Source organism: Enterobacter sp. LM3 (genome assembly GCF_046622475.1).
Classification (GTDB): Bacteria; Pseudomonadota; Gammaproteobacteria; order Enterobacterales; family Enterobacteriaceae; genus Enterobacter; species Enterobacter cloacae_P.
The window spans coordinates 41,863-61,404 of record NZ_JBJURN010000014.1; the positions used below are offsets into that span (position 1 = coordinate 41,863).

Here is a 19,542-nt window from a genome sequence, read left to right on the forward strand (position 1 = left end):
TTTTTATAAACGTCCCAGCACGCTAAACCACAGATAATCCAGCGGCAACAGTACCAGATACGTTGCGATCGCCAGCGCCAGACAGAGCGACATCCCCGCCCTGGCAGGCACCTTTCCTAACCCCATAGCCACCACAATTGGCGATGCCTGATATGGCAACAGCGGCGTGGAATAACCCAACACCTGAATCATGATCACCGAGAGCAGCGGGAATCCGGTGGCGTCAGAGAAACTCTGTGCCAGTGTGGTATACAGCGCCGGAACGCCGTTGGCGGTCATAATAAAGTTGAGCGCCGTGGTGATCCCGGTAAGTGCCAGGAAGCTGGTGAACGGCCTGTCGGCATCCAGCGGCATAATATGCAGCAATTCCTCACCTACCGCCGAACCGATGCCGGTTTGCGTCACCACAATCGCCAGCCCAAGAATCCCCGCTACGTAAATGCAGGTGCGCATATTCACACCCGCCGCGAACTCTTCGCCCGTGATAAAACCAATGCGTGGCAGCAACACAATGACCGATGCCACCAACCCGGTCCACGCAGGCCCGATACCGTGCCAGCTCTCCGTCACCCACATCACCAGTACCACCGCCAGCAGCCAGGCGAGACGTTTTTCGTCACGCCCCATCGGTTCAGACGGAGCCAGGTCGTGCGGGGGTTTTGGGCTGCCGGGGAAAAGCCAGCAGATCAGGCCAATCAAAATCACCCCTTTGAGAATACCGAGTACGGGGGTGTGGAGTAGCAGATAGGACACATAGTTGAGATGAATACCGTACGAACCTTCCGCCGCACCACTCATCACCAGGTTGGGTACGTTAGCGGGCAGGATAGTTGCCGAAAGCTGGAAAGTACCGAACCCGACGGCCAGTGCCAGACCAAACCAGGCGCGCGAGCCGTCAGCGATGCTGGCCCGTTTTGCCATCGCCGCAACGATTGGCATCAGCAGCGCAATACGCCCCATGTTCGACGGCATCACAAACGCCAGTGCATAACTCAGCAACACCACGCTTGCCACCATCTGCACCCAGGAATCGGTGAGCTTTGCCGACAGCGCCCGCGCGGCTCTGTCCGCCAGACCGGTTTTGCGGATCGCCACGCCAAGCACAAAACCGCTAAACACCAGCCAGAATGCGGACGAGGCAAAACCGCCAAAGATCACCTCCGGTGGGGCGATTTTGGCGGTCATTGCCGCAGCAAAAAACAGCAGTGCGGTGATAAATTCCGGTAACAGAGACGTCGCCCACAGCACGATGGTGACGCCAACAATCAATGAGGGTAGTAGCAGAGGGTAACTTAACCAGAGCGACATGCCTGTCTCCTGTCGTTTTTTTCAGCAAGTCTACGGTGACAGGCAGGACGAGTAAACGCTATTTATAGTGGGGTCACTTCAGAATATTGCATTGATGATCCTGCAATTCCTCTGCCGAGGCCCGGTTAAGCATCAGCACGTTACGCTCGGTCGCCAGCAACACAAATGAGCCGTCCGACTGCTGCGCCATCGCCAGCGCAAAGCGTCCCATGTGATCGCGTGCTTCCGGCAGTTCTTCCGCCAGCATCATAAACGGGCTGCGTTGCACCAGCTCATTTTCCGTCACCCGACGGGCAAGATACTCATGCCCTTCCAGTCCACCGGGAAGCGGCAGCCACTGGGTGCTGATTTGCCCCTGGCTGGCATCGAGCTTCGCGCGCACGTCTGGCCGCAGGCAGGAGATGTGAATATGGAAATGGTTCTGCGTGCGCCCGGTTGGGGAATTGATGGTCAGTGAAATGGCACTGTCGGGCACGTCAGAACCACGTTTAAGGCGCATAAAACTACGTGACTGCCACGCCAGCCAGAAGAAGTTCGGTGTGTGGGGCTCGGTCAGGAGCGGGCTTTCTGTGCCGTTGATGCGGTACGTCGGCATCAGCAGATATTGCAGCGGCCCGTTACGGTCTTTGAACACGACATAGCCCGCGTCAGGTTTCACCTGCGCGCACGGTGCCGGGTTACGATGCTGCAGCTGATTAGGGGTCAGTTTGGATATCGAAAATTATTGTACGTTAAGCTCATTTTTTAATCATTTCTGGTTTTTTTGGAAACGTAATATTCTGGATGTTAAGACGGTCATGCGGGGACATTGAACACAGATAATCATGTCCAGGTACGAACGTCCCATATAGAGTGTGAGCATTGATCGTGCTGTATTTTCGTTTATAGTAGATAGATTCTGTATCATACAGAGCACGTGGTCAGCACTAAAGTACATTACGCTGACTTATTCTGTTCACTGAGGGCTGAGTACCTGCTTTCAAGGATTTATCTGCTGATCATGCGCATTACGCCACCCTGAGTTTTCCCTTCCTCCGCCGTACTGAGCGAGCCTCAGAACGCACGTAATAACATCCCGTCTGCGGATGTGTTTTATCGTATTTGAAACTTATGTCCTCCGGGGCTAACTACATCTAAAAACTGAGAAATTACTATGTTGCTGTCCTCGACGCGTAAGGACTGGCTGGGTAACGTCCGTGGTGACGTGCTGGCTGGTATTGTTGTCGCGCTCGCACTCATTCCAGAAGCGATCGCCTTTTCCATTATTGCCGGTGTTGACCCTCAGGTGGGGCTTTACTCCGCTTTCTGTATCCCGCTGATTATGGCCTTCTTTGGTGGTCGCCCGGCGATGATATCTTCATCAACGGGGGCAATGGCGCTCCTGATGGTGACCCTGGTGAAGGATCATGGACTACAGTACTTACTGGCTGCCTCCGTACTGACCGGCGTATTCCAGCTGATAGCCGGTTATCTTAAACTCGGCGGGCTCATGCGCTACGTCTCACGCTCCGTGGTGACCGGATTCGTTAATGCACTCGCGATCCTGATTTTCATGGCGCAGTTACCTGAGCTCACCAATGTGACCTGGCATGTTTATGCTATGACGGCAGTAGGGCTCGCCATTATCTACCTCTTCCCGTATCTGAATAAAACAATCCCCTCACCCCTTGTCTGTATCGTGGTGCTTACGGCGATTGCCATATGGCTGCATCTGGACGTGCGTACGGTCGGGGATATGGGCAAACTGCCTGACAGTCTGCCGGTCTTCCTGGTGCCGGATATCCCGCTGAATCTTGATACGCTCCTGATTATTCTCCCTTACTCCGCAGGCCTCGCCATTGTAGGGTTACTGGAATCAATGATGACAGCCACGATTGTGGACGATATGACGGATACCCCCAGTGATAAAAACAGGGAATGCAAGGCTCAGGGCATCGCTAATATCTGCACCTCATTTGTCGGGGGAATGGCGGGCTGTGCAATGATTGGTCAGTCTGTTATCAACGTGAAATCCGGCGGTCGGGGCCGTCTGTCCACCCTCACTGCCGGTGTGGTCCTGCTGTGTATGGTAGTCTTTCTCAGGGACCTGGTCTCGCAAATCCCTATGGCCGCGCTTGTCGCCGTAATGATCATGGTTTCGATTGGTACCTTTTCATGGCGTTCAGTTACCGACCTTAAAAGCCATCCCATTTCTACCAGCGTGGTGATGCTGGCAACAGTGGTGGTGGTGGTGGCCACTCATAATCTGGCATTCGGGGTACTGACCGGTGTGCTTATCGCTTCCCTGAATTTTGCCACTAAAGTGGCGCGTTTTCTGGCTGTCTCTTCAGAACTCAGGGAAGAGTCCCGGCTCTATAAGGTCACCGGGCAGGTGTTCTTTGCCTCCGCCGACCGCTTTATGGCGTATTTTGATTTTCGCGAAGCTGCAGAGAAAGTTGTCATTGATGTTACGCATGCCCATTTCTGGGATATCACGTCGGTCAGCGCACTGGATAAGGTGGTTATTAAATTCCGCAGAGAAGGAACAGACGTTGAGATCCGCGGGATGAACGAAGCAACCCGTACTATCGTTGATCGCTTTGGTGTTCACGATAAACCCGAAGAAATCGAAAAACTGATGGGAGGTCATTAATGTCAGGAATTAATGCTATGGACAACACCGTTATTGCCTGCGTGGATGGATCGTCATCAACACGCGCCGTGTGTGAGTATGCAGCCTGGATTGCCGGGAAGCTTGACGTTCCTCTTGCCCTGCTGCATGTGCTTGAAAAAAATGAACAACCGGCAGTTTCTGACCTTACGGGGGCTATCGGTATTGACAGCCGGGAGCAACTGACGCAGGACCTTGTCCGAATAGAAGGGGAGCGTAACCGCCTGCTGATGACTCAGGGACGCGCCATTCTTGCCGGATGCACGGAACTGCTCAGCCAGATCGGTATCCCGGATGTTCAGCAACTTCAGAAACATGGCGCACTGGATATCATCCTGGCTGACCTGAAGGGTATTCGTATGATAGTGCTCGGTCGCCGGGGAGCACAGAACCCGGTTGGCAGCAATCTGGAGAGCATTATCCGCCTGCAGAAAAAGCCGGTAATGATTGTACCTGAAACTTTTTCTGTACCTTCAAGAGTCATGTTTGCGTTTGATGGCAGTGAGGAAAGCCGGAGAAACCTGCGTCGACTGACGCTCAGCCCTCTGCTGCAGAGCCTGGAATGTCATATCGTAATGGTTAACGGCGATGCTCATACCCTCGAAGAGGCAAAGCGTAGTCTGCAGTGCGCTGGCATCAGTGCGATATCCCGGTTAGCTGAAGGACGCTCGGTAACGGAGGCGCTTTGTCGTTACGCCGCAGAAAACGGCGTGGATTTGATTGTCATGGGGGCATATGGGCACTCTTCCCTGCGACGTTTTTTCATCGGCAGTAACACAACTGCGATGCTCGAACAGACCAGAGTCCCGCTGTTAATGCTCAGATAAGTCGGAACCCGGAGGAAACTCCGGGAAAACTTAATTCCAGACTGGCATTAAAACCCTGAGTCGGGAAGAAAAGGCGACATTATGAAGAAAATCCTTATGATTGATGAAGTTCTTGCGCTTGCCCGGCTTAGCCAGGTTGCATTTGATAAACCCATAAAATATATGGATGACACGGATGCTGAACTCATCGCTCGTTTTAAAAAAACCATCACACCAGAACTTATTGAGCAGATGTGTCTCAGAATACTTGAGCTTGAAGCGAAGTTTCAGACTTTAAACGAATAAGCGTCAGGAATATGATAACTAAAGGCTGAACAGGGACTGCAGTAAGACGGCCAGCGGTCAGAGAGCAAAAAACGGACCTGAACTGACTGTGATAAGTGAGATATCAGAGTGTAAACTTTACCTGCTGTGGCGGAGCTCCGCGACAGAGATGAAGGTATACCTTCATCTCTGGGTCTGAACTTTTCATTAAAAAAGGGGCTGCCGGGAGTCCTCTACAGAGATCAGAGCTTGATATTTCAGGCAATGAACGAACAGGAATTATTTCCCTGCCTGCAGGTCAGAGCCAGCTTTCGATAATGTCTCTTGATGGTATTCCTCCAGTATGTACAACGATGTTATCAACGACAACCGCCGGGGTCGCCATCACTTTGTGTTTCATTATTTCAGACAGTGACTCCACTTTTTCAAGCTGAATAGCGACGCCTCTCTCATCAGCCACCTGCTGGATAAGGCGGATGGTTGTTTTACAACCGGAACAGCCTGTACCCAGTACTTTTACATGCTTCATTTTATAATCCTCTTCAGGGAATTAACGGGAATACAACGTTAAAAATCCAGCCAACCAGTGTGAAAGAGGTCAACAACAGCAACAGCAGGGTGCACAGTAATTGCCACTTCATCACCTGTTTGAGCAGAATGAACTCAGGAAAGCTGGCAGCCACAGTGCTCATGCAAAAAGCCAGAGTTGTCCCCACTGGCAGGCCGTTCGTGATCAGACTCTCCATCACAGGGATCACACCGGTAGCATTGGAATAGAGAGGTATGCCAACCAGCACAGCTACAGGGACAGTCCACCACTGACCGGCACCGAGATGCGACGCGATCCATCCGTCGGGCACAAATCCATGCAATGCCGCACCAAGTCCTACTCCGAGAATGACCCAGAGCCAGACACGCTTAAAAATGGTGAGAGTTTCCTCTTTAGCAAAGGCATGTCGCTTTGAGAGAGGCATATGCGGTGCCATGGTAGATTGTCGGATCTCATCAGTTTGATGTTGCTGCCCGTCTCTGAGGGCATCGGCGGCAAAATCGGCTAACCAGCGTTCGGCCTTAATCCGATCAAGAAAAGCACCGCCAGCCATACCAACAGCCATTCCGACAGCAATATAAATGAGCGTGAACTTCCATCCGAGCAGGCTGACCAGAAGCAGGACGGCGACTTCATTGATAAGGGGGGATGTGATGAGAAAGGCCATGGTAATCCCGAGGGGGATACCAGCCGAAGTAAACCCCAGAAATACCGGGATACTTGAGCAGGAACAGAACGGAGTAACGGCGCCAAAGCAGGAGCCCAGTAAATACCCCATTCCACGGTGCTTACCTGCAAGATAGTTTCTTACCCTCTCAATATCCAGCGAGGCCCGTAGTATGGCCACAAAGTAGATCATGACCAGCAAGAGAACGAAAATTTTGCTCACGTCTTCGACAAAAAAGTGGATCGCCTCCCCGAGTTTGGTTGCAGGACTCAGACTAAGGCATTCATAGACCAGCCAGGTGGCAAAATCAGTGAAAATCTGGAACATAACGGACAGGCCTCACGACGGTTGTTTTTCGGGAAGACGCTGTTTGACAGAAAAGGATGCAGTTTTTTTCGATTTATTTCATTTGCTGAGAAATGTTATTGAACAGGATTTCACTGCAATAGCTTATCGGTAACCCCAGAAGGGGAAACAGATTCTTCACTTGGGAGTGAAACAACATACCCGACCATACTCATCCAGTCTGATCTGGCAATTGCTGGAAAGTTTCCTATGCAGCCTATCCCTCGCCCGGGATAAACGCGATTTGGTTGCCGCAAGTGTCAGACCATTTCGGTCTGCAAAATCAGCCTGTTTCATCCCCTCAAGATCACAGAGCGTAAGGATAATCCGATCAGACTCTGCCATTTTATCCAGGATGCGGAGCAGACAACCAGCCAGTGAGTCGACAGTTTCAGGCGTATTATCCGGCAATGATAAATCATCGTGGAGAGGCATAAATGGACGCTGCTGGCGGCTTTTATCAATAAGCAGATGCCGGGCAACCTCAAACAGCCAGGCTCTGGCATTCACGATGGCACAGAATTTCCCATGTTGTCGTATTGCCCGGAGAAAGGTTTCCTGTATCAGATCATCAGCATCAGCCTCATTACCCACTTGTCTGAGTAACCAGCAAAGAAGTTCGTGTTCATGCTTCTTCCACGCCTTCATAAGGCAAGGCGGCGTGCCGTTCAGTTGCTCCATTTATGACTCTCTCGTTAAATACACCGCATAGCGGGAGGATATTGGTTCTGATGCTGTCGGGGATGGGGTCCGGGAACTGTCGGTGCCATGATGATGTGATGGACTGATAGCATCCGATCAGTTATCCACCTTTCGGAAACCTCTTCCTGCAACAGGGTATGCTGTCTTGTGTTCAGTATCATGCAGTAAACCGTCATGCGCAATACCATCAATTTCCGCGCATTCGGTTCCGGATAAAACGTCAAAAAAGCGGTCCGGAATCTGCCTGATAAGCCAGCTAGGGGACGTCTCAGAAAACGGAAAATAAAGCACGTTAAGCCCATTGCAGACTCTAGATATTGACGAGTACGTCGGGTTTTCTCTTGTTTGAGTTGCCTCTTGTGGTAAGATAGTAATTAATTACTATCTTACAAGGAGTGCTCGTGGACACCCATCCAAAGCATCTGCCGGCCGATGAACGTCGTGCCGTAACTGTCGAGTCCGTCGTGGCGCTTGCCGGTTCACAAAACCCAAGCGAGATAACCACTGCGGCTATCGCTAAACACATGAACTTGACCCAGGGTGCGCTGTTTCGGCACTTCCCGAACAAGGAAGCCATTTGGCAGGCGGTCATGGAGTGGGTAGCAGAGCGCCTATTAGCCAGAATCGATCGATCCGCACAAGGAATCGAGTCGCCCTTGGCAGCCATGGAGGCGATGTTCATGAGTCATATCGAATTCGTAGCTGAGCACCCAGGCGTGCCAAGAATGATGTTTGGTGAGCTTCAGCGTGCCGAATCGACACCGGCCAAGCGCATGGTGCAAACCTTGATTCAGCGCTACGGCGAACGTTTGCATCGTCTCATCGAGAAAGGCAAGGCCAGCGGCGAGTTGTCTCCCTCGCTTGACAACGAGGCGGCGGCAACGCTGTTCATTGGCACGATCCAGGGCTTGGTCATGCAATCGCTGTTGGCGGGTGATGTGGGACGTATGCACCGCGATGCGCCGCGCGTCTTTGCAATTTATCGGCGTGGCATAAGGAGTGCGCAATGAAAAAGTTACCCTTGCAAGGCCGCACCCTGGCACTGCTTGCCGTCATCATTCCTTTGCTGGTGCTTTTTATTTATGTCGGTCTGCGATCAGGGCCGCTCGCCCCGGTCGCTGTGACGGTGGCAAGCGTGGAATCACGGGCTATCACACCGGCGCTGTTCGGCATCGGCACGGTGGAGGCGCGCTACACCTACAAGATCGGGCCGACGTTTGCCGGGCGCGTCAAACGCCTGGAGGTGCATGTAGGCGACCAGGTCAAGGCCGGACAGGTGCTCGGCGAGATGGAGCCGGTCGACCTTGATGATCGGGTGCGCTCACAGGAGTCTGTATTCAAGCGGGCGGAAGCGGCTTTGCGCGAGGCAGAAGCCCGGCAAGCCTACGCGCAAACCCAGGCGCGCCGCTATGAGCAATTGTTTGCGGTGCGCTCGACCAGCGAGGAAATCGTCACCACCAAGCGGCAGGAACTGCAGATCGCCGATGCCGCCCTATCCGCCGCTCGGGAAGATATTGCCCGGGCACGCTCCGACCGCGAAGCACTCGTCGCGCAGCGGAGCAATCTGCGCCTGATCGCGCCGGTCGACGGTGTAGTCGCCGTGCGCGATGCCGATCCCGGCACGACCATCGTCGCGGGCCAGGCCGTGGTGGAAGTGATCGACCCCAAGAGTTTGTGGATCAATGTGCGCTTCGACCAGATCAGCGCATCGGGGCTGGCTGGGGGGCTGCCGGCTCATATCGTCCTGCGTTCGCGTGGTGGCCAGACCTTGAAAGGTCGCGTGCTGCGGGTGGAACCCAAGGCCGACGCGGTAACCGAGGAAACGCTTGCCAAGGTGACATTCGATAACAAACCAGAACCTTTGCCACCAGTGGGTGAACTGGCCGAAGTCACGGTTGACTTGCCGGCGCTCCCGGCCGCTCCACTGATCCCCAACGCTGCCGTCCAGCGTGAAGGCGATAAAGTTGGTGTCTGGCAAATCGTGGATGGTGATCTGCATTTCTCCCCGGTCAAGCTCGGCACTTCCGACCTCAATGGTTACGTGCAGGTGCGCGAAGGGCTCAAGAATGGGGACCAGGTTGTGACCTATAGCGAAAAGGCACTGACGGCGCGCAGCCGCATCCATGTGGTCGAGCATATCCCGGGAGTTTCACGATGATCAGCCTGGCCGGCCGCGACATTCTCCATGCCTGGGGGAAATTCGTCTTCACCGGCATCGGTCTGGGTCTGCTGATCGGCGTCACCCTAGTCATGGCTGGGGTGTACCGAGGCATGGTGGACGACGGCAAGGCGTTGCTCGACAACAGTGGCGCTGACCTTTGGGTGGTGCAAAAGGATACTCTGGGTCCTTATGCGGAGTCGTCCAGCCTCAACGATGACGTGTATCGCGCCATTCTCGCCATGCCGGGAGTCTCACAGGCAGCGAACGCGACCTACCTGACCATGCAGGTACGCAAGGGCGAGAGTGATGTACGCACCATGGTGGTCGGCATCGCGCCCGGTGCGTTGGGGGCTACACCCGGATGGCCTCCTTATCTCGTCGCTGGACGCCAGATCACGCGCGGTCACTACGAGGCTGTGGCCGACATCGCCACCGGCTTCAAACTGGGAGATCGTCTTGCCATTCGCCGCAATCATTACACCGTCGTGGGGCTGACACGGCGCATGGTGTCGTCCAGCGGCGACCCGATGGTATTCATTCCGCTCAAAGATGCCCAGGAGGCCCAGTTCCTCAAGGACAACGATGCCATCTGGCAAAGCCGGCGTCGCACCGAAGCCAACCCGGTCTTCAATCGACCCGGTGATCCAGGTTTGCTGGATGCCGTGATTGCTTCACAGAGCAGCAACGCGTTCGTCAATGCCGTGCTGGTCACTCTGAAACCTGGTCATGCGCCGGACGAGGTTGCCGAATCCATCCAGCGCTGGAAGCGTTTGACGGTCTACACCCGGGCACAGATGGAAGACATCCTCGTCGGCAAGCTGATCGCCACCTCGGCCAAGCAGATCGGCATGTTCCTTGTGATTCTGGCCATCGTTAGCGCGGCCATCGTTGCCTTCATCATCTATTCGCTGACGATGGACAAAATCCGTGAGATCGCGGTGTTGAAGCTCATCGGCACACGCAACCGAACCATCGCCGCGATGATCATGCAGCAGGCGCTCGCCCTGGGCGTGATTGGCTTCGTGGTCGGCAAGATCACAGCCACCTTTTCAGCACCGGCTTTTCCAAAATATGTCCTGCTCACGCCAATGGATTCTGTCGCCGGTTTTTTTGCCGTGCTCGTGATCTGCGTTCTAGCTAGCCTCGTCGCCATTCGCATAGCACTCAAGGTCGATCCGGCCGAAGCCATTGGAGGTTGAGATGAGTGGCAAAGGGATACACATCGAAAGTTTAAGCAAGCGGTATGGCGATGGTGACACCGCTGTCTTTGCCTTGAGAGACGTGAATATGCATGTTGCGCCTGGTGAAGTGGTGGGACTGATCGGCCCTTCCGGGTCCGGCAAGAGCACGCTGCTCAAGTGTCTGGGTGCGGTGATCGAACCGACCGCCGGTCGCATGACGCTGGGCGATGAAGTGATCTACGCCGATGGCTGGAAAGTCCGCGACCTGCGCGCCTTACGGCGTGACAAGATCGGTTTCGTTTTCCAGGCGCCGTACCTGATTCCGTTTCTCGATGTCACCGACAACGTGGCGCTGCTGCCGATGCTTGCAGGCGTCGCGAATGGAGAGTCGCGCGCGAAGGCACTGGAATTGCTCACAGCGCTTGATGTGCAACACCGAGCTCGCGCAATGCCCTCGCAACTCTCCGGTGGCGAGCAGCAACGGGTCGCCATCGCGCGCGGACTGGTCAATCGTCCGCCGGTGATCCTGGCCGATGAACCCACTGCGCCGCTGGATTCCGAGCGCGCCATGGCTGTAATCCGCATCCTCAACGACATGGCCCGGAAGTTCGAGACCGCCATCATCGTCGTCACCCATGACGAAAAGATCATCCCCACATTCAAGCGCATCTACCACATCCGCGACGGCGTGACCCATGAGGAAGCTGGCGAAGGGCGGGAGTTCGAATGAGAGAACGATTGAATTACAGGAGAATTTCATGACCCACCGCAAACACAGCCACGCGTTTGGAACTATCACCCTGACCGTTACGGCCTGCCTGCTTTTATGGGGTTTCCAGTTGCCAGCTTGGGCTGGTGACGCTACCCAGGTTGAGCCACTGGCGCTACGCAAGATCATGCAGGAACTCGGGCGCAACATGCAGGCTATTACCGGTGCGATTTCGCAGGAGGAATGGGTTCAGGTCGTTCAGCTCGCCCCAAAAGTTGCTGCACACCCCGAGCCACCGCTTACTGAAAAAATGCGCATCCTTGCTTACCTCGGCGCTGATGCGACCAAGTTCAGAAACTTTGACGCGCAGACTCACGAGGCGGCGCTGGCCATGAAGCTGGCTGCTGTGAGCAGCGACGGCAAGGCGGTGATCCAATCATTCGCCCACGTGCAGGAAAGCTGCTTGGGCTGCCACCAAGCTTTCCGTAAACCTTTCGTGGAGCATTTTTATGGAGCACGCTAAAACATGCCAGCGCCCCATCAGCCTCGAAAGACGGCTTGCGGCAACTTACCTGGTAGCTGGTCTGGTCACCGCCGGTCTGGCCGGCTGCGCCGCCGGCCCTGATTTTCAGCGTCCCACCGCACCCGATGTGGCTCGCTACACTGCAACACCGGTAGCTGATAGAACCGTGTCCGCTCCCACGCAGTTCGGCGAAACACAACGTCTAGTCGAAGGGCTTCCGATCGAAACGCAATGGTGGCAAAGCTTGGGTTCATCCGCACTCGACGGACTGATAAACGAAGCTTTCCATGTCAGCCCGACGCTGGCGAGCATCAGCGCCAATTTGCGACAGGCGCAGGAGCTTCTTGCCGCACAGGCGGGCTCGACGCAATATCCACAGGTAGATGTCGCACTGGGATCTCAGCGCCAGCAAATGAGTCCCAGTAGCCAAGGGTTGAGCGGAGACGCACGTCAATTCAGCCTCTACAACGCCAGCGTTGGCGTGCATTACAACCTCGATCTGGCTGGCGGCAACCGGCGCGCACTCGAAGCCTTGGCTGCTCGCGCCGACTACCGTCGCTTCGAACTGAATGCTGCGCGCCTGGCCCTTGCCGGCAACATGGCAACCGCTGCCATAACCCGAGCACGCCTCGCCGCGCAACTAGAAGCCACTACTGCCATTTTGCGCGTGCAGGATGAGCAACTGCGCCTAGCCCATGAACGCGTGCGTATCGGTCAGGCCTCACCTGATGAAGCGTTGAGCCTACAAGCTCAGGCGGAGCAAACGCGGGCAGAACTGCCTGCGCTGCGTAAACAACTGCAACAAACCGAACATCTACTGGCGGTGCTAGCCGGTCGTGCCCCAGGCACGGGTGGCATCCCGGCCTTCACTCTGGCCGATTTCACTCTACCCGTCGAGATGCCGCTCGTCGTGCCCTCAGAACTGGTGCGCCGCCGACCGGATATCCAGGCGTCAGAGGCGCTGTTGCATGCGGCCAATGCAGACTATGGTGTGGCTGTCGCCAAGCTCTACCCACAGATCAACCTGAGCGCCAACCTTGGTTCTCAGGCGCTGACCACCGGTGCCCTGTTCGGTGGTGGTTCGGCAGTGTGGGGCCTGGTTGCGCAGCTCACCCAGCCTCTTTTTAATCCAGGGCTACCCGCTGAAAAAAGAGCGGCGCTCGCCGCTTTTGATGCCGCCGTAGCCAATTACCAGAGCGTCGTATTGGAGTCTTTGCGTAACGTCGCCGACACCCTGCGCGCGGTGGAAAGCGATGCACAAACTTTGACTGCCCTCGCTGCCGCTGATATGGCTGCACAGGCCTCCTTGCAGTCGGTCGAGCGGCAATACCGGCTGGGCGCGGCCAGCTACCTGCAACTGCTCATCGCGCAGCAACAGGCACAGTCAATCCGGATCAATATGGTTGCGGTCCAGGCACAACGCCTAGTCGATAGTGTTGCTTTATATCAGGCCCTGGGAGGTGGTGTCAGTTAAGACTATACGTTCACCGGCGAGGACTCACCGATGGCCAATCTGATGCTGTCGGTCATGGGAGCCTTTGCTGAGTTCGAGCGCGCTCTGATCCGCGAACGTCAGCGCGAGGGAATCGTGCTGGCTAAGCAGCGCGGGGCCTACCGGGGACGAAAGAAATCGCTGAACAGCGAACAAATTGCCGAGTTGAAACGGCGAGTTGCGGCAGGCGACCAGAAAACCTTGGTGGCCCGTGACTTCGGCATCAGCCGCGAAACCTTGTACCAGTACCTGCGGGAAGACTGACCATGCCACGCCGCTCAATCCTGTCCGCCACCGAGCGCGAAAGTCTGCTGACACTGCCAGATGCCAAAGACGAACTGATACGGCACTACACGTTCAACGAAACCGACCTGTCGGTGATCCGTCAGCGTCGCGGCGCCGCGAATCGATTGGGCTTCGCCGTGCAGCTTTGCTACTTGCGATTCCCTGGCATCTTCTTGGGCGTCGATGATCCTCCATTTCTGCCCCTGCTGCGCATGGTGGCCGCACAACTCAAGGTGCCGGTGGAAAGCTGGAACCATTACGGCCAGCGCGAGCAGACACGGCGGGAGCACTTGGTCGAGCTGCAAACGGTGTTTGGATTCAAGCCCTTCACCATGAGTCATTACCGGCAAGCCGTGCATACATTGACCGAACTGGCCTTGCAAACAGACAAAGGCATTGTGCTGGCCAGCACCCTTGTTGAAAACCTGCGGCGGCAGAGCATCATCCTACCCGCCATGAATGCCATCGAGCGCGCAAGCGCCGAGGCCATTACCCGTGCCAACCGAAGCATCCATGCGGCATTGGCCGATTCCTTGATACCTGTCCATCGCCAGTGCCTGGACGAACTGCTCAAGCGCAAGGATGGTAGCAAAATGACGTGGCTAGCGTGGCTGCGCCAATCGCCCGCCAAGCCAAACTCGCGCCACATGCTTGAACACATCGAACGCCTCAAAGCCTGGCAGGCGCTTGACCTACCTGCTGGCATCGAACGGCAGGTACACCAAAACCGCTTGCTCAAGATCGCCCGCGAAGGCGGCCAGATGACGCCCGCCGACCTGGTCAAGTTCGAGTCGCAGCGGCGTTACGCCACCTTGGTAGCACTGGCCATCGAGGGCATGGCCACCGTCACTGATGAAATCATCGACCTTCACGACCGTATCATCGGCAAGCTGTTCAATGCGGCCAAGAACAAGCATCAACAGCAGTTCCAGGCTTCCGGCAAGGCGATCAACGACAAGGTGCGGATGTATGGGCGCATCGAGCGCACGCTGTTCATTCTGGATTGGCTGCAAAGCGTGGAGCTGCGCCGCCGCGTCCATGCGGGGCTGAATAAGGGCGAGGCGCTGGACGACACGTTGCTGCAATATCTGTCCCCGCTGGGGTGGGAGCATATCAACCTGACCGGCGATTACCTATGGCGCAGCAGTGCCAAGGTCGGTGCGGGGAAGTTCAGGCCATTGCGACCGCTGCCACCGGCTTAGCGTGCTTTATTTTCCGTTTTCTGAGACGACCCCCTTATGGCAGCACTTTAAATTGAGTCTCATACAGTATCTGTTTTCTTTCTCTTCATCTCTCATGACCTGCTGCCCACTTACAGACTCCAGGGTAAAGCAAAAAATTCTCCACCGGTGAGCAGAGTATATTGCATATGCCAGTTTATGAATGTATATATAGCATATGCCAATAAGGAGCCTTCATGCCAAGACCCAGAATTCCCCGTAACATCTGTGGCCGTCCTGCGGATACCTGTTTTAAGCCCAATGCGCGACCGATGAGCCAGCTTGAACATGTTCATTTAAAAGAAGATGAGTTTGAAGCGTTACGGCTGGTCGATTTACTGGGCATGCAACAGCAGGAAGCGGCTGTTGCAATGGGGGTTTCAAGGCAGACACTGGCCAATGTCCTGAAAGCAGCCCGTTTTAAGGTTGTGGACTGTCTCACTCAGGGCAAGGCCTTAATAATGCACTCTGAAAGGGAAGGAGTTACACAAGATGATCACAGCCATTCCAGTGAATGACGACCGGGTAGCAAATCATTTTACCAAAGCGAGTCACCTTGTCCTGGTGGATGAGCGCGGTGTGGAGCTCAGCCGGACAGAAAATCCCGCGCTGGGCGCAGATTGTTCAGGTAAACGGAAGCTGGTTGACCTGCTGGTTCAACAGCAAGTCAGCCGCGTTGTGGTCCGTAACATCGGGGAACGGATGCTGGGTAAATTACTGGGGCATCAGATCGCGGTGTACCAGACTGACTGTGGTCGTCGTTTGTTCACTGAACTGTGTGATCCGGATACCCGTGTTCTGACTGAACTGAATAAGCCGGAGCAGGGACGCCAGTCCTTTCATCATGAGGCGAAAGGGAAAAAATGCTGTCACTCTGACGGGAACACAGCAGAAAATGCGTGCCAGGGTGGGCGTCAGCATCATCACGGAAACGGGCGCTGTTGCCATTCATGAGTTTATTTCATCACGGGCGGTGATTTTTATCAGACCCGTATTGTGTATAAACCAGGAGCCGGAATGTGTGGAGGAGGCAGTAATGATGCCGGGGGAGCCCCTCAGCTGACTGAATTCCGGATGCCTCCCGTCAGTACAACCGGACGCTGAGCAGAAACAGATGAATTGTTATCTTGATGCCAGAAAGGCCCATACCTGTTGTATGGTCTGTAGTTCCCGCGACAACAACCCTGATACGGTGAACTTAATGTTTTCAGAGCACCCGGATGGCTCTGTATGTGCGGACTACACGGCCAATCACAGGCATCAGGGGTATACGGGTCTTTTACATGGCGGAATGACGAGTACCCTGCTGGATGCAGCAATGACTCATTGTTTGTTCATGCAGGGTGTGCAAGCCCTGACGGCTGAACTGACGGTAAGATTCATTTCACCCGTTTGTACCGGAGACAAACTGATGGTATGTGCCAGACTGCTTGGGCAACGCAGGGGGATTTACCTGCTTGAAGCATGGCTGACAAAAGGACAGCAGACAGTGGCACGTGCCACGGCGAAATTCATTGTTCCGTCGCAGGATATTGCTCTGGCGCATCGCTAGTGTGACAGACGACAGGTGTACCTGGTTATTATAAAAATTTGAGGCGTGTTTTGCTCAGACCGGAAAGAATAATCGCATATCGTATATTCCACTGAAACCGTGTAAGAGGTAGTTATGAGTAAACAAATCATTGATATTGGTATTGCTGAATCATCCCGGGTGGAGATTGCAGACGGCCTGTCCCGGCTTCTTGCTGACACCTATACCCTGTATATAAAAACACATTACTATCACTGGAATGTAACTGGCCCCATGTTTAACAGCTTACATTTAATGTTTGAAAATCAATACAATGAGCTGGCCACTGCCGTTGATGATATCGCTGAACGTATACGCTCGCTCGGATGCTTCGCGCCCGGCACATATCATGAATTTTCACGTTTAACAGCGGTTAATGAAGATAAGGATATTCCGGCAGCAAAAAACATGATTGAAAATCTTGTCCAGGGCCAGGAGACCGTGGTTAAAACTGCACGCTCCCTGTTCCCGCTCGTTAATAATGCGAATGATGAAGCCACAGCAGATCTGCTTACACAACGTATCCAGTTACATGAGAAAACTGCCTGGATGTTGCGTAGCCTGCTTGAATAATGTCACCACGTGGCAGCAGAAAAAACGGTTTGTCAGCCACAGGCTATTACTGACAGTGCAGAATCATCCGTGTTCCTGTGGCTGTTTTTTCTGACCGTCACAGTATTAAACACCATTGAATCAGTGGGTTAATCAGTGAATGCGTGAACGAGAAATACAGTCCGTGACGGGCATCATCGGCTGGTATATCCGGACCACTGTTGTTTTCCCGTTAAGGTATCGCAGGTTCCGGTCTGGCATTTCACAGCCTGAACAGGGTTAATGATGCACGGATAAAACGGTTCACGGGGAAAGCAGGATCATATTATTCGTTGTTATGGCTTCCTTTACCGGTGCCTGCCTGCGGGCAGTAGAGATCATATAAGGTATTTAACAACGTCATGATACGGTTATCCTCAATACGGTAATATACCATTTTACCTGCCCGTCGGGTCTCGACCAGCTTCAGGCGGCGCATTACACCCAGCTGCTGGGACAGGGTCGGCTGAGTGATACCGACCGCCGCTTCCAGCCCGGCCACATTCGCTTCCCCCAGGCTTAACTGACACATCAACAGCAACCGGTCGCTGTTGGCCAGTCCCCGTAAGACATCTGCTGCCCTCAGGGCCGCATTCTTCATATCTGTCTGACGTTTTGTGTCTTCATTCATGAGCATTGCTGATTTCTCATACTATGTGTTTTTATATAATATAATTTAGTATACTGACGGTATCGTAATTTTGCCATCGTGTTCGTCAGGTCTGCAGCGTCCTGCCGGCCCGGGGAAACGATTATATCTGGCAGGCATTTTTGCCCCGGGTGAACAGAGAGGATGTAATGAAAATAGTGATTGTTGGTGGTGTTGCCGGCGGGGCATCCGCTGCAGCCAGAGCTCGTCGGTTATCAGAGGATGTCAGTATTGTTGTGTTTGAACGGGGAAGCGATGTCTCTTTCGCCAACTGTGGATTACCTTATCATATAGGCGGAAAAATTCCTTTAAGGCAGTCACTGATTCTGAAAACCCCGGAGGATTTTAAATCCCGCTTTAACATAGACGTCCGTATCTGTCATGAAGTGACGTCAGTGGATCCGGTTAATAAAACGGTGACGGTTAAAAATCTGACCTCAGGGGAGGTCTATAGCGAAGAATGGGATCGTCTGCTCCTCAGTACCGGCGCCGCTCCGGTTGTCCCTCCTTTGCCCGGGCTACAGGAAGAGGGTGTCTTTACGCTGCGAAATCTTACTGACATGGATGCTATCCTGGGGTGGATTGAGCAACATCACGTAGCTCACACCACGCTTGTCGGGGGGGGATTTATCGGACTTGAAGTGATGGAGGCTCTGAGCGAACGGGGGATCAGTGTGACCCTGCTGGAGATGGGGGAACAGGTTATGGCTCCGGTTGATCCTGAAATGGCATCTGCCCTGCATCAGGAAATCCGGAGTCATGGCGTGGATCTGCGTCTCAGAACGGCGCTCACCGAGGTACTGCGGACAGAGACGGGATTCCGCGTTGCACTGTCTGAGGGTGGGTTTCTGCAGACCGACATGGTTATTCTCGCCATCGGGGTAAAACCTGAGAACAGCCTTGCCACAGGAGCCGGGCTCGCAGTGGGTAAACGGGGAGGCATAAGCGTCAATGCCTGTATGCAGACCAGTATCCCTGACATCTACGCCGTGGGGGATGCCGTTGAAACCCCAGACTTTGTCTTTCAGGAACCCGCTAATTTTCCTCTGGCAGGGCCCGCCAACCGCCAGGGACGCATTGCTGCTGATAACATGCTAGATCGTCACAGCCTTTACCATGGCAGTCAGGGGACATCCATTTGTAAGGTATTTTCGCTGAGTATTGGCAGCGTCGGTGCGAATGAAAAGCAGCTGAAAGTTCATGGCACCCGATACGAGAAGGTTTACGTCCATGCCGCTGATCATGCCGGTTACTACCCGGGGGCAACGATGATCAGTCTGAAACTGCTGTTCAGCCCCGATACCGGTAAAATTCTCGGGGCTCAGGCATCAGGGAAAAAAGGGGTTGATAAACGCATCGATGTCCTGTCTGTCGCACAGCGCGCGGGGCTTACCGTCAACGATCTCGAACATCTTGAGCTGACTTATGCTCCACCTTTTAACAGTGCAAGGGACGTCGTTAACCAGGCTGGTATGGTGGCGACAAATGTAATGAAAGGAGATACGGTCATATGTCATGTCAGCGATGTGTTACAACGGGAACCGGGCAGTTATTGTTTACTTGATATTCGCTCTCCTGCCGAACTGAAACAATTTGGTGAATATCCTGACGCGCTATCCATCCCTCTTGATTCCCTGCGGGAAAACCTTGGAAAATTGCCTAAAGATAAAGAAATTTTTATAGGATGTCAGAGTGGCCTGCGCGGGCATGTGGCATACCGTATTCTGCAGGCTCACGGCTTCCGGACATATAATCTGAGTGGTGGTTTCATAACCTGGCAGACGGTAACGGAGTCAATGAGTAAATAAGAGATGAAGTGCCATACACACATGGCACTTCATTTCTCCA

The 19,542-nt window shown here is 54.2% G+C and carries 20 protein-coding genes and 3 pseudogenes; 17 read left to right on the forward strand and 6 right to left on the reverse strand.

Annotated elements, in window-relative coordinates; translation table 11 throughout:
- Positions 1-3: 3 nt before the first annotated feature.
- A complete protein-coding gene (locus ACJ9N4_RS15080) occupies positions 4-1,308 on the reverse strand; it encodes an SLC13 family permease (protein WP_182273260.1) in 1,305 nt (434 codons plus the stop codon).
- 73 nt (positions 1,309-1,381) lie between these two features.
- Positions 1,382-2,011 (reverse strand): annotated as a pseudogene (locus tag ACJ9N4_RS15085) (CDP-diacylglycerol diphosphatase); the annotation flags it as partial.
- Between the two features lie 450 nt (positions 2,012-2,461).
- Here ACJ9N4_RS15085 and ACJ9N4_RS15090 point away from each other — a divergent pair.
- The 3 genes from ACJ9N4_RS15090 to ACJ9N4_RS15100 all read left to right on the forward strand — a co-directional run bounded on the left by ACJ9N4_RS15090 (position 2,462) and on the right by ACJ9N4_RS15100 (position 5,070).
- Positions 2,462-3,940 (forward strand): SulP family inorganic anion transporter, encoded by a 1,479-nt coding sequence (locus ACJ9N4_RS15090; protein ID WP_046499366.1) that lies wholly within the window; start codon positions 2,462-2,464, stop codon positions 3,938-3,940.
- A gap of 17 nt (positions 3,941-3,957) precedes the next feature.
- A complete protein-coding gene (locus ACJ9N4_RS15095) occupies positions 3,958-4,785 on the forward strand; it encodes a universal stress protein (RefSeq protein ID WP_411500599.1) in 828 nt (275 codons plus the stop codon).
- Between the two features lie 81 nt (positions 4,786-4,866).
- Entirely contained in the window at positions 4,867-5,070 is a 204-nt protein-coding gene (locus ACJ9N4_RS15100) for a hypothetical protein (protein ID WP_021314636.1), read from the forward strand.
- A 277-nt stretch (positions 5,071-5,347) separates the two neighbouring features.
- Here the strand turns inward: ACJ9N4_RS15100 and ACJ9N4_RS15105 are convergent, their stop codons facing one another.
- The 3 genes from ACJ9N4_RS15105 to ACJ9N4_RS15115 form a co-directional block, all read right to left on the reverse strand.
- Entirely contained in the window at positions 5,348-5,578 is a 231-nt protein-coding gene (locus tag ACJ9N4_RS15105) for a thioredoxin family protein (protein WP_021314637.1), read from the reverse strand.
- A 13-nt stretch (positions 5,579-5,591) separates the two neighbouring features.
- Positions 5,592-6,593 (reverse strand): permease, encoded by a 1,002-nt coding sequence (locus ACJ9N4_RS15110; RefSeq protein WP_032951239.1) that lies wholly within the window; start codon positions 6,591-6,593, stop codon positions 5,592-5,594.
- Between the two features lie 156 nt (positions 6,594-6,749).
- On the reverse strand, positions 6,750-7,292 hold the full coding sequence (locus ACJ9N4_RS15115; protein WP_046499350.1) for a sigma-70 family RNA polymerase sigma factor: 543 nt from the start codon (positions 7,290-7,292) through the stop codon (positions 6,750-6,752).
- A 422-nt stretch (positions 7,293-7,714) separates the two neighbouring features.
- On the opposite strand from ACJ9N4_RS15115, the gene ACJ9N4_RS15120 reads away from it, so the two are divergent.
- The 13 genes and pseudogenes from ACJ9N4_RS15120 (at position 7,715) to ACJ9N4_RS15180 (ending at position 17,027) form a co-directional block, all read left to right on the forward strand.
- Complete coding sequence (locus ACJ9N4_RS15120; RefSeq protein WP_004393990.1) at positions 7,715-8,323, forward strand: TetR/AcrR family transcriptional regulator; 609 nt, start codon at positions 7,715-7,717, stop codon at positions 8,321-8,323.
- Positions 8,320-9,471 (forward strand): efflux RND transporter periplasmic adaptor subunit, encoded by a 1,152-nt coding sequence (locus ACJ9N4_RS15125; protein WP_016236501.1) that lies wholly within the window; start codon positions 8,320-8,322, stop codon positions 9,469-9,471. The genes ACJ9N4_RS15120 and ACJ9N4_RS15125 overlap by 4 nt, the downstream gene beginning before the upstream one ends.
- The gene (locus ACJ9N4_RS15130; protein WP_022652303.1) at positions 9,468-10,673 is read left to right on the forward strand and encodes an ABC transporter permease; all 1,206 of its coding nucleotides are present in this window, start codon (positions 9,468-9,470) and stop codon (positions 10,671-10,673) included. Before ACJ9N4_RS15125 ends, ACJ9N4_RS15130 begins: the two co-directional genes overlap by 4 nt.
- 1 nt (position 10,674) lies before the next feature.
- A complete protein-coding gene (locus ACJ9N4_RS15135; protein ID WP_004393997.1) occupies positions 10,675-11,385 on the forward strand; it encodes an ABC transporter ATP-binding protein in 711 nt (236 codons plus the stop codon).
- A gap of 28 nt (positions 11,386-11,413) precedes the next feature.
- The gene (locus ACJ9N4_RS15140; protein ID WP_050074829.1) at positions 11,414-11,887 is read left to right on the forward strand and encodes a cytochrome c; all 474 of its coding nucleotides are present in this window, start codon (positions 11,414-11,416) and stop codon (positions 11,885-11,887) included.
- Positions 11,874-13,361 carry an efflux transporter outer membrane subunit gene (locus tag ACJ9N4_RS15145; RefSeq protein WP_011784757.1) on the forward strand — a complete coding sequence of 496 codons (1,488 nt, stop codon included), beginning with the start codon at positions 11,874-11,876 and terminating at the stop codon, positions 13,359-13,361. Before ACJ9N4_RS15140 ends, ACJ9N4_RS15145 begins: the two co-directional genes overlap by 14 nt.
- Before the next feature lie 6 nt (positions 13,362-13,367).
- Positions 13,368-13,643, forward strand: a pseudogene (locus tag ACJ9N4_RS15150) (helix-turn-helix domain-containing protein); the annotation flags it as partial.
- Between the two features lie 2 nt (positions 13,644-13,645).
- Positions 13,646-14,656: pseudogene (locus tag ACJ9N4_RS15155) on the forward strand (DUF4158 domain-containing protein); the annotation flags it as partial.
- Complete coding sequence (locus ACJ9N4_RS15160; RefSeq protein WP_176392666.1) at positions 14,630-14,866, forward strand: Tn3 family transposase; 237 nt, start codon at positions 14,630-14,632, stop codon at positions 14,864-14,866. The pseudogene ACJ9N4_RS15155 and the gene ACJ9N4_RS15160, both read left to right, overlap by 27 nt.
- 215 nt (positions 14,867-15,081) lie before the next feature.
- Entirely contained in the window at positions 15,082-15,402 is a 321-nt protein-coding gene (locus tag ACJ9N4_RS15165; protein ID WP_001137910.1) for a DUF134 domain-containing protein, read from the forward strand.
- Positions 15,377-15,838, forward strand: coding sequence for a NifB/NifX family molybdenum-iron cluster-binding protein (locus ACJ9N4_RS15170; protein ID WP_000626969.1), 462 nt, complete (start codon positions 15,377-15,379; stop codon positions 15,836-15,838). The genes ACJ9N4_RS15165 and ACJ9N4_RS15170 overlap by 26 nt, the downstream gene beginning before the upstream one ends.
- A gap of 247 nt (positions 15,839-16,085) precedes the next feature.
- Positions 16,086-16,436, forward strand: coding sequence for a PaaI family thioesterase (locus ACJ9N4_RS15175; RefSeq protein ID WP_023135766.1), 351 nt, complete (start codon positions 16,086-16,088; stop codon positions 16,434-16,436).
- A 114-nt stretch (positions 16,437-16,550) separates the two neighbouring features.
- Positions 16,551-17,027, forward strand: a complete 477-nt coding sequence (locus tag ACJ9N4_RS15180; protein WP_000043177.1) for a Dps family protein — start codon at positions 16,551-16,553, stop codon at positions 17,025-17,027.
- 304 nt (positions 17,028-17,331) lie between these two features.
- Here the strand turns inward: ACJ9N4_RS15180 and ACJ9N4_RS15185 are convergent, their stop codons facing one another.
- Positions 17,332-17,682 carry an ArsR/SmtB family transcription factor gene (locus ACJ9N4_RS15185; protein ID WP_000928911.1) on the reverse strand — a complete coding sequence of 117 codons (351 nt, stop codon included), beginning with the start codon at positions 17,680-17,682 and terminating at the stop codon, positions 17,332-17,334.
- 161 nt (positions 17,683-17,843) lie between these two features.
- Between ACJ9N4_RS15185 and ACJ9N4_RS15190 the strand changes: the two genes are divergently transcribed.
- Entirely contained in the window at positions 17,844-19,502 is a 1,659-nt protein-coding gene (locus ACJ9N4_RS15190) for an FAD-dependent oxidoreductase (RefSeq protein WP_025760366.1), read from the forward strand.
- The last annotated feature ends 40 nt before the right edge of the window (positions 19,503-19,542 follow it).

Bases quoted from the DNA above. Each gene is read 5' to 3' on its own strand.
- ACJ9N4_RS15190 (WP_025760366.1), top strand. From the start codon at position 17,844: ATGAAAATAGTGATTGTTGGTGGTGTTGCCGGCGGGGCATCCGCTGCA.
- ACJ9N4_RS15115 (WP_046499350.1), bottom strand. From the start codon at position 7,292: ATGGAGCAACTGAACGGCACGCCGCCTTGCCTTATGAAGGCGTGGAAG.
- ACJ9N4_RS15175 (WP_023135766.1), top strand. From the start codon at position 16,086: ATGTTTTCAGAGCACCCGGATGGCTCTGTATGTGCGGACTACACGGCC.
- ACJ9N4_RS15185 (WP_000928911.1), bottom strand. From the start codon at position 17,682: ATGCTCATGAATGAAGACACAAAACGTCAGACAGATATGAAGAATGCG.
- ACJ9N4_RS15135 (WP_004393997.1), top strand. From the start codon at position 10,675: ATGAGTGGCAAAGGGATACACATCGAAAGTTTAAGCAAGCGGTATGGC.
- ACJ9N4_RS15180 (WP_000043177.1), top strand. From the start codon at position 16,551: ATGAGTAAACAAATCATTGATATTGGTATTGCTGAATCATCCCGGGTG.
- ACJ9N4_RS15095 (WP_411500599.1), top strand. From the start codon at position 3,958: ATGGACAACACCGTTATTGCCTGCGTGGATGGATCGTCATCAACACGC.
- ACJ9N4_RS15170 (WP_000626969.1), top strand. From the start codon at position 15,377: ATGATCACAGCCATTCCAGTGAATGACGACCGGGTAGCAAATCATTTT.
- ACJ9N4_RS15145 (WP_011784757.1), top strand. From the start codon at position 11,874: ATGGAGCACGCTAAAACATGCCAGCGCCCCATCAGCCTCGAAAGACGG.
- ACJ9N4_RS15165 (WP_001137910.1), top strand. From the start codon at position 15,082: ATGCCAAGACCCAGAATTCCCCGTAACATCTGTGGCCGTCCTGCGGAT.
- ACJ9N4_RS15105 (WP_021314637.1), bottom strand. From the start codon at position 5,578: ATGAAGCATGTAAAAGTACTGGGTACAGGCTGTTCCGGTTGTAAAACA.
- ACJ9N4_RS15100 (WP_021314636.1), top strand. From the start codon at position 4,867: ATGAAGAAAATCCTTATGATTGATGAAGTTCTTGCGCTTGCCCGGCTT.
- ACJ9N4_RS15140 (WP_050074829.1), top strand. From the start codon at position 11,414: ATGACCCACCGCAAACACAGCCACGCGTTTGGAACTATCACCCTGACC.
- ACJ9N4_RS15130 (WP_022652303.1), top strand. From the start codon at position 9,468: ATGATCAGCCTGGCCGGCCGCGACATTCTCCATGCCTGGGGGAAATTC.
- ACJ9N4_RS15090 (WP_046499366.1), top strand. From the start codon at position 2,462: ATGTTGCTGTCCTCGACGCGTAAGGACTGGCTGGGTAACGTCCGTGGT.
- ACJ9N4_RS15160 (WP_176392666.1), top strand. From the start codon at position 14,630: ATGTATGGGCGCATCGAGCGCACGCTGTTCATTCTGGATTGGCTGCAA.
- ACJ9N4_RS15110 (WP_032951239.1), bottom strand. From the start codon at position 6,593: ATGTTCCAGATTTTCACTGATTTTGCCACCTGGCTGGTCTATGAATGC.
- ACJ9N4_RS15080 (WP_182273260.1), bottom strand. From the start codon at position 1,308: ATGTCGCTCTGGTTAAGTTACCCTCTGCTACTACCCTCATTGATTGTT.
- ACJ9N4_RS15125 (WP_016236501.1), top strand. From the start codon at position 8,320: ATGAAAAAGTTACCCTTGCAAGGCCGCACCCTGGCACTGCTTGCCGTC.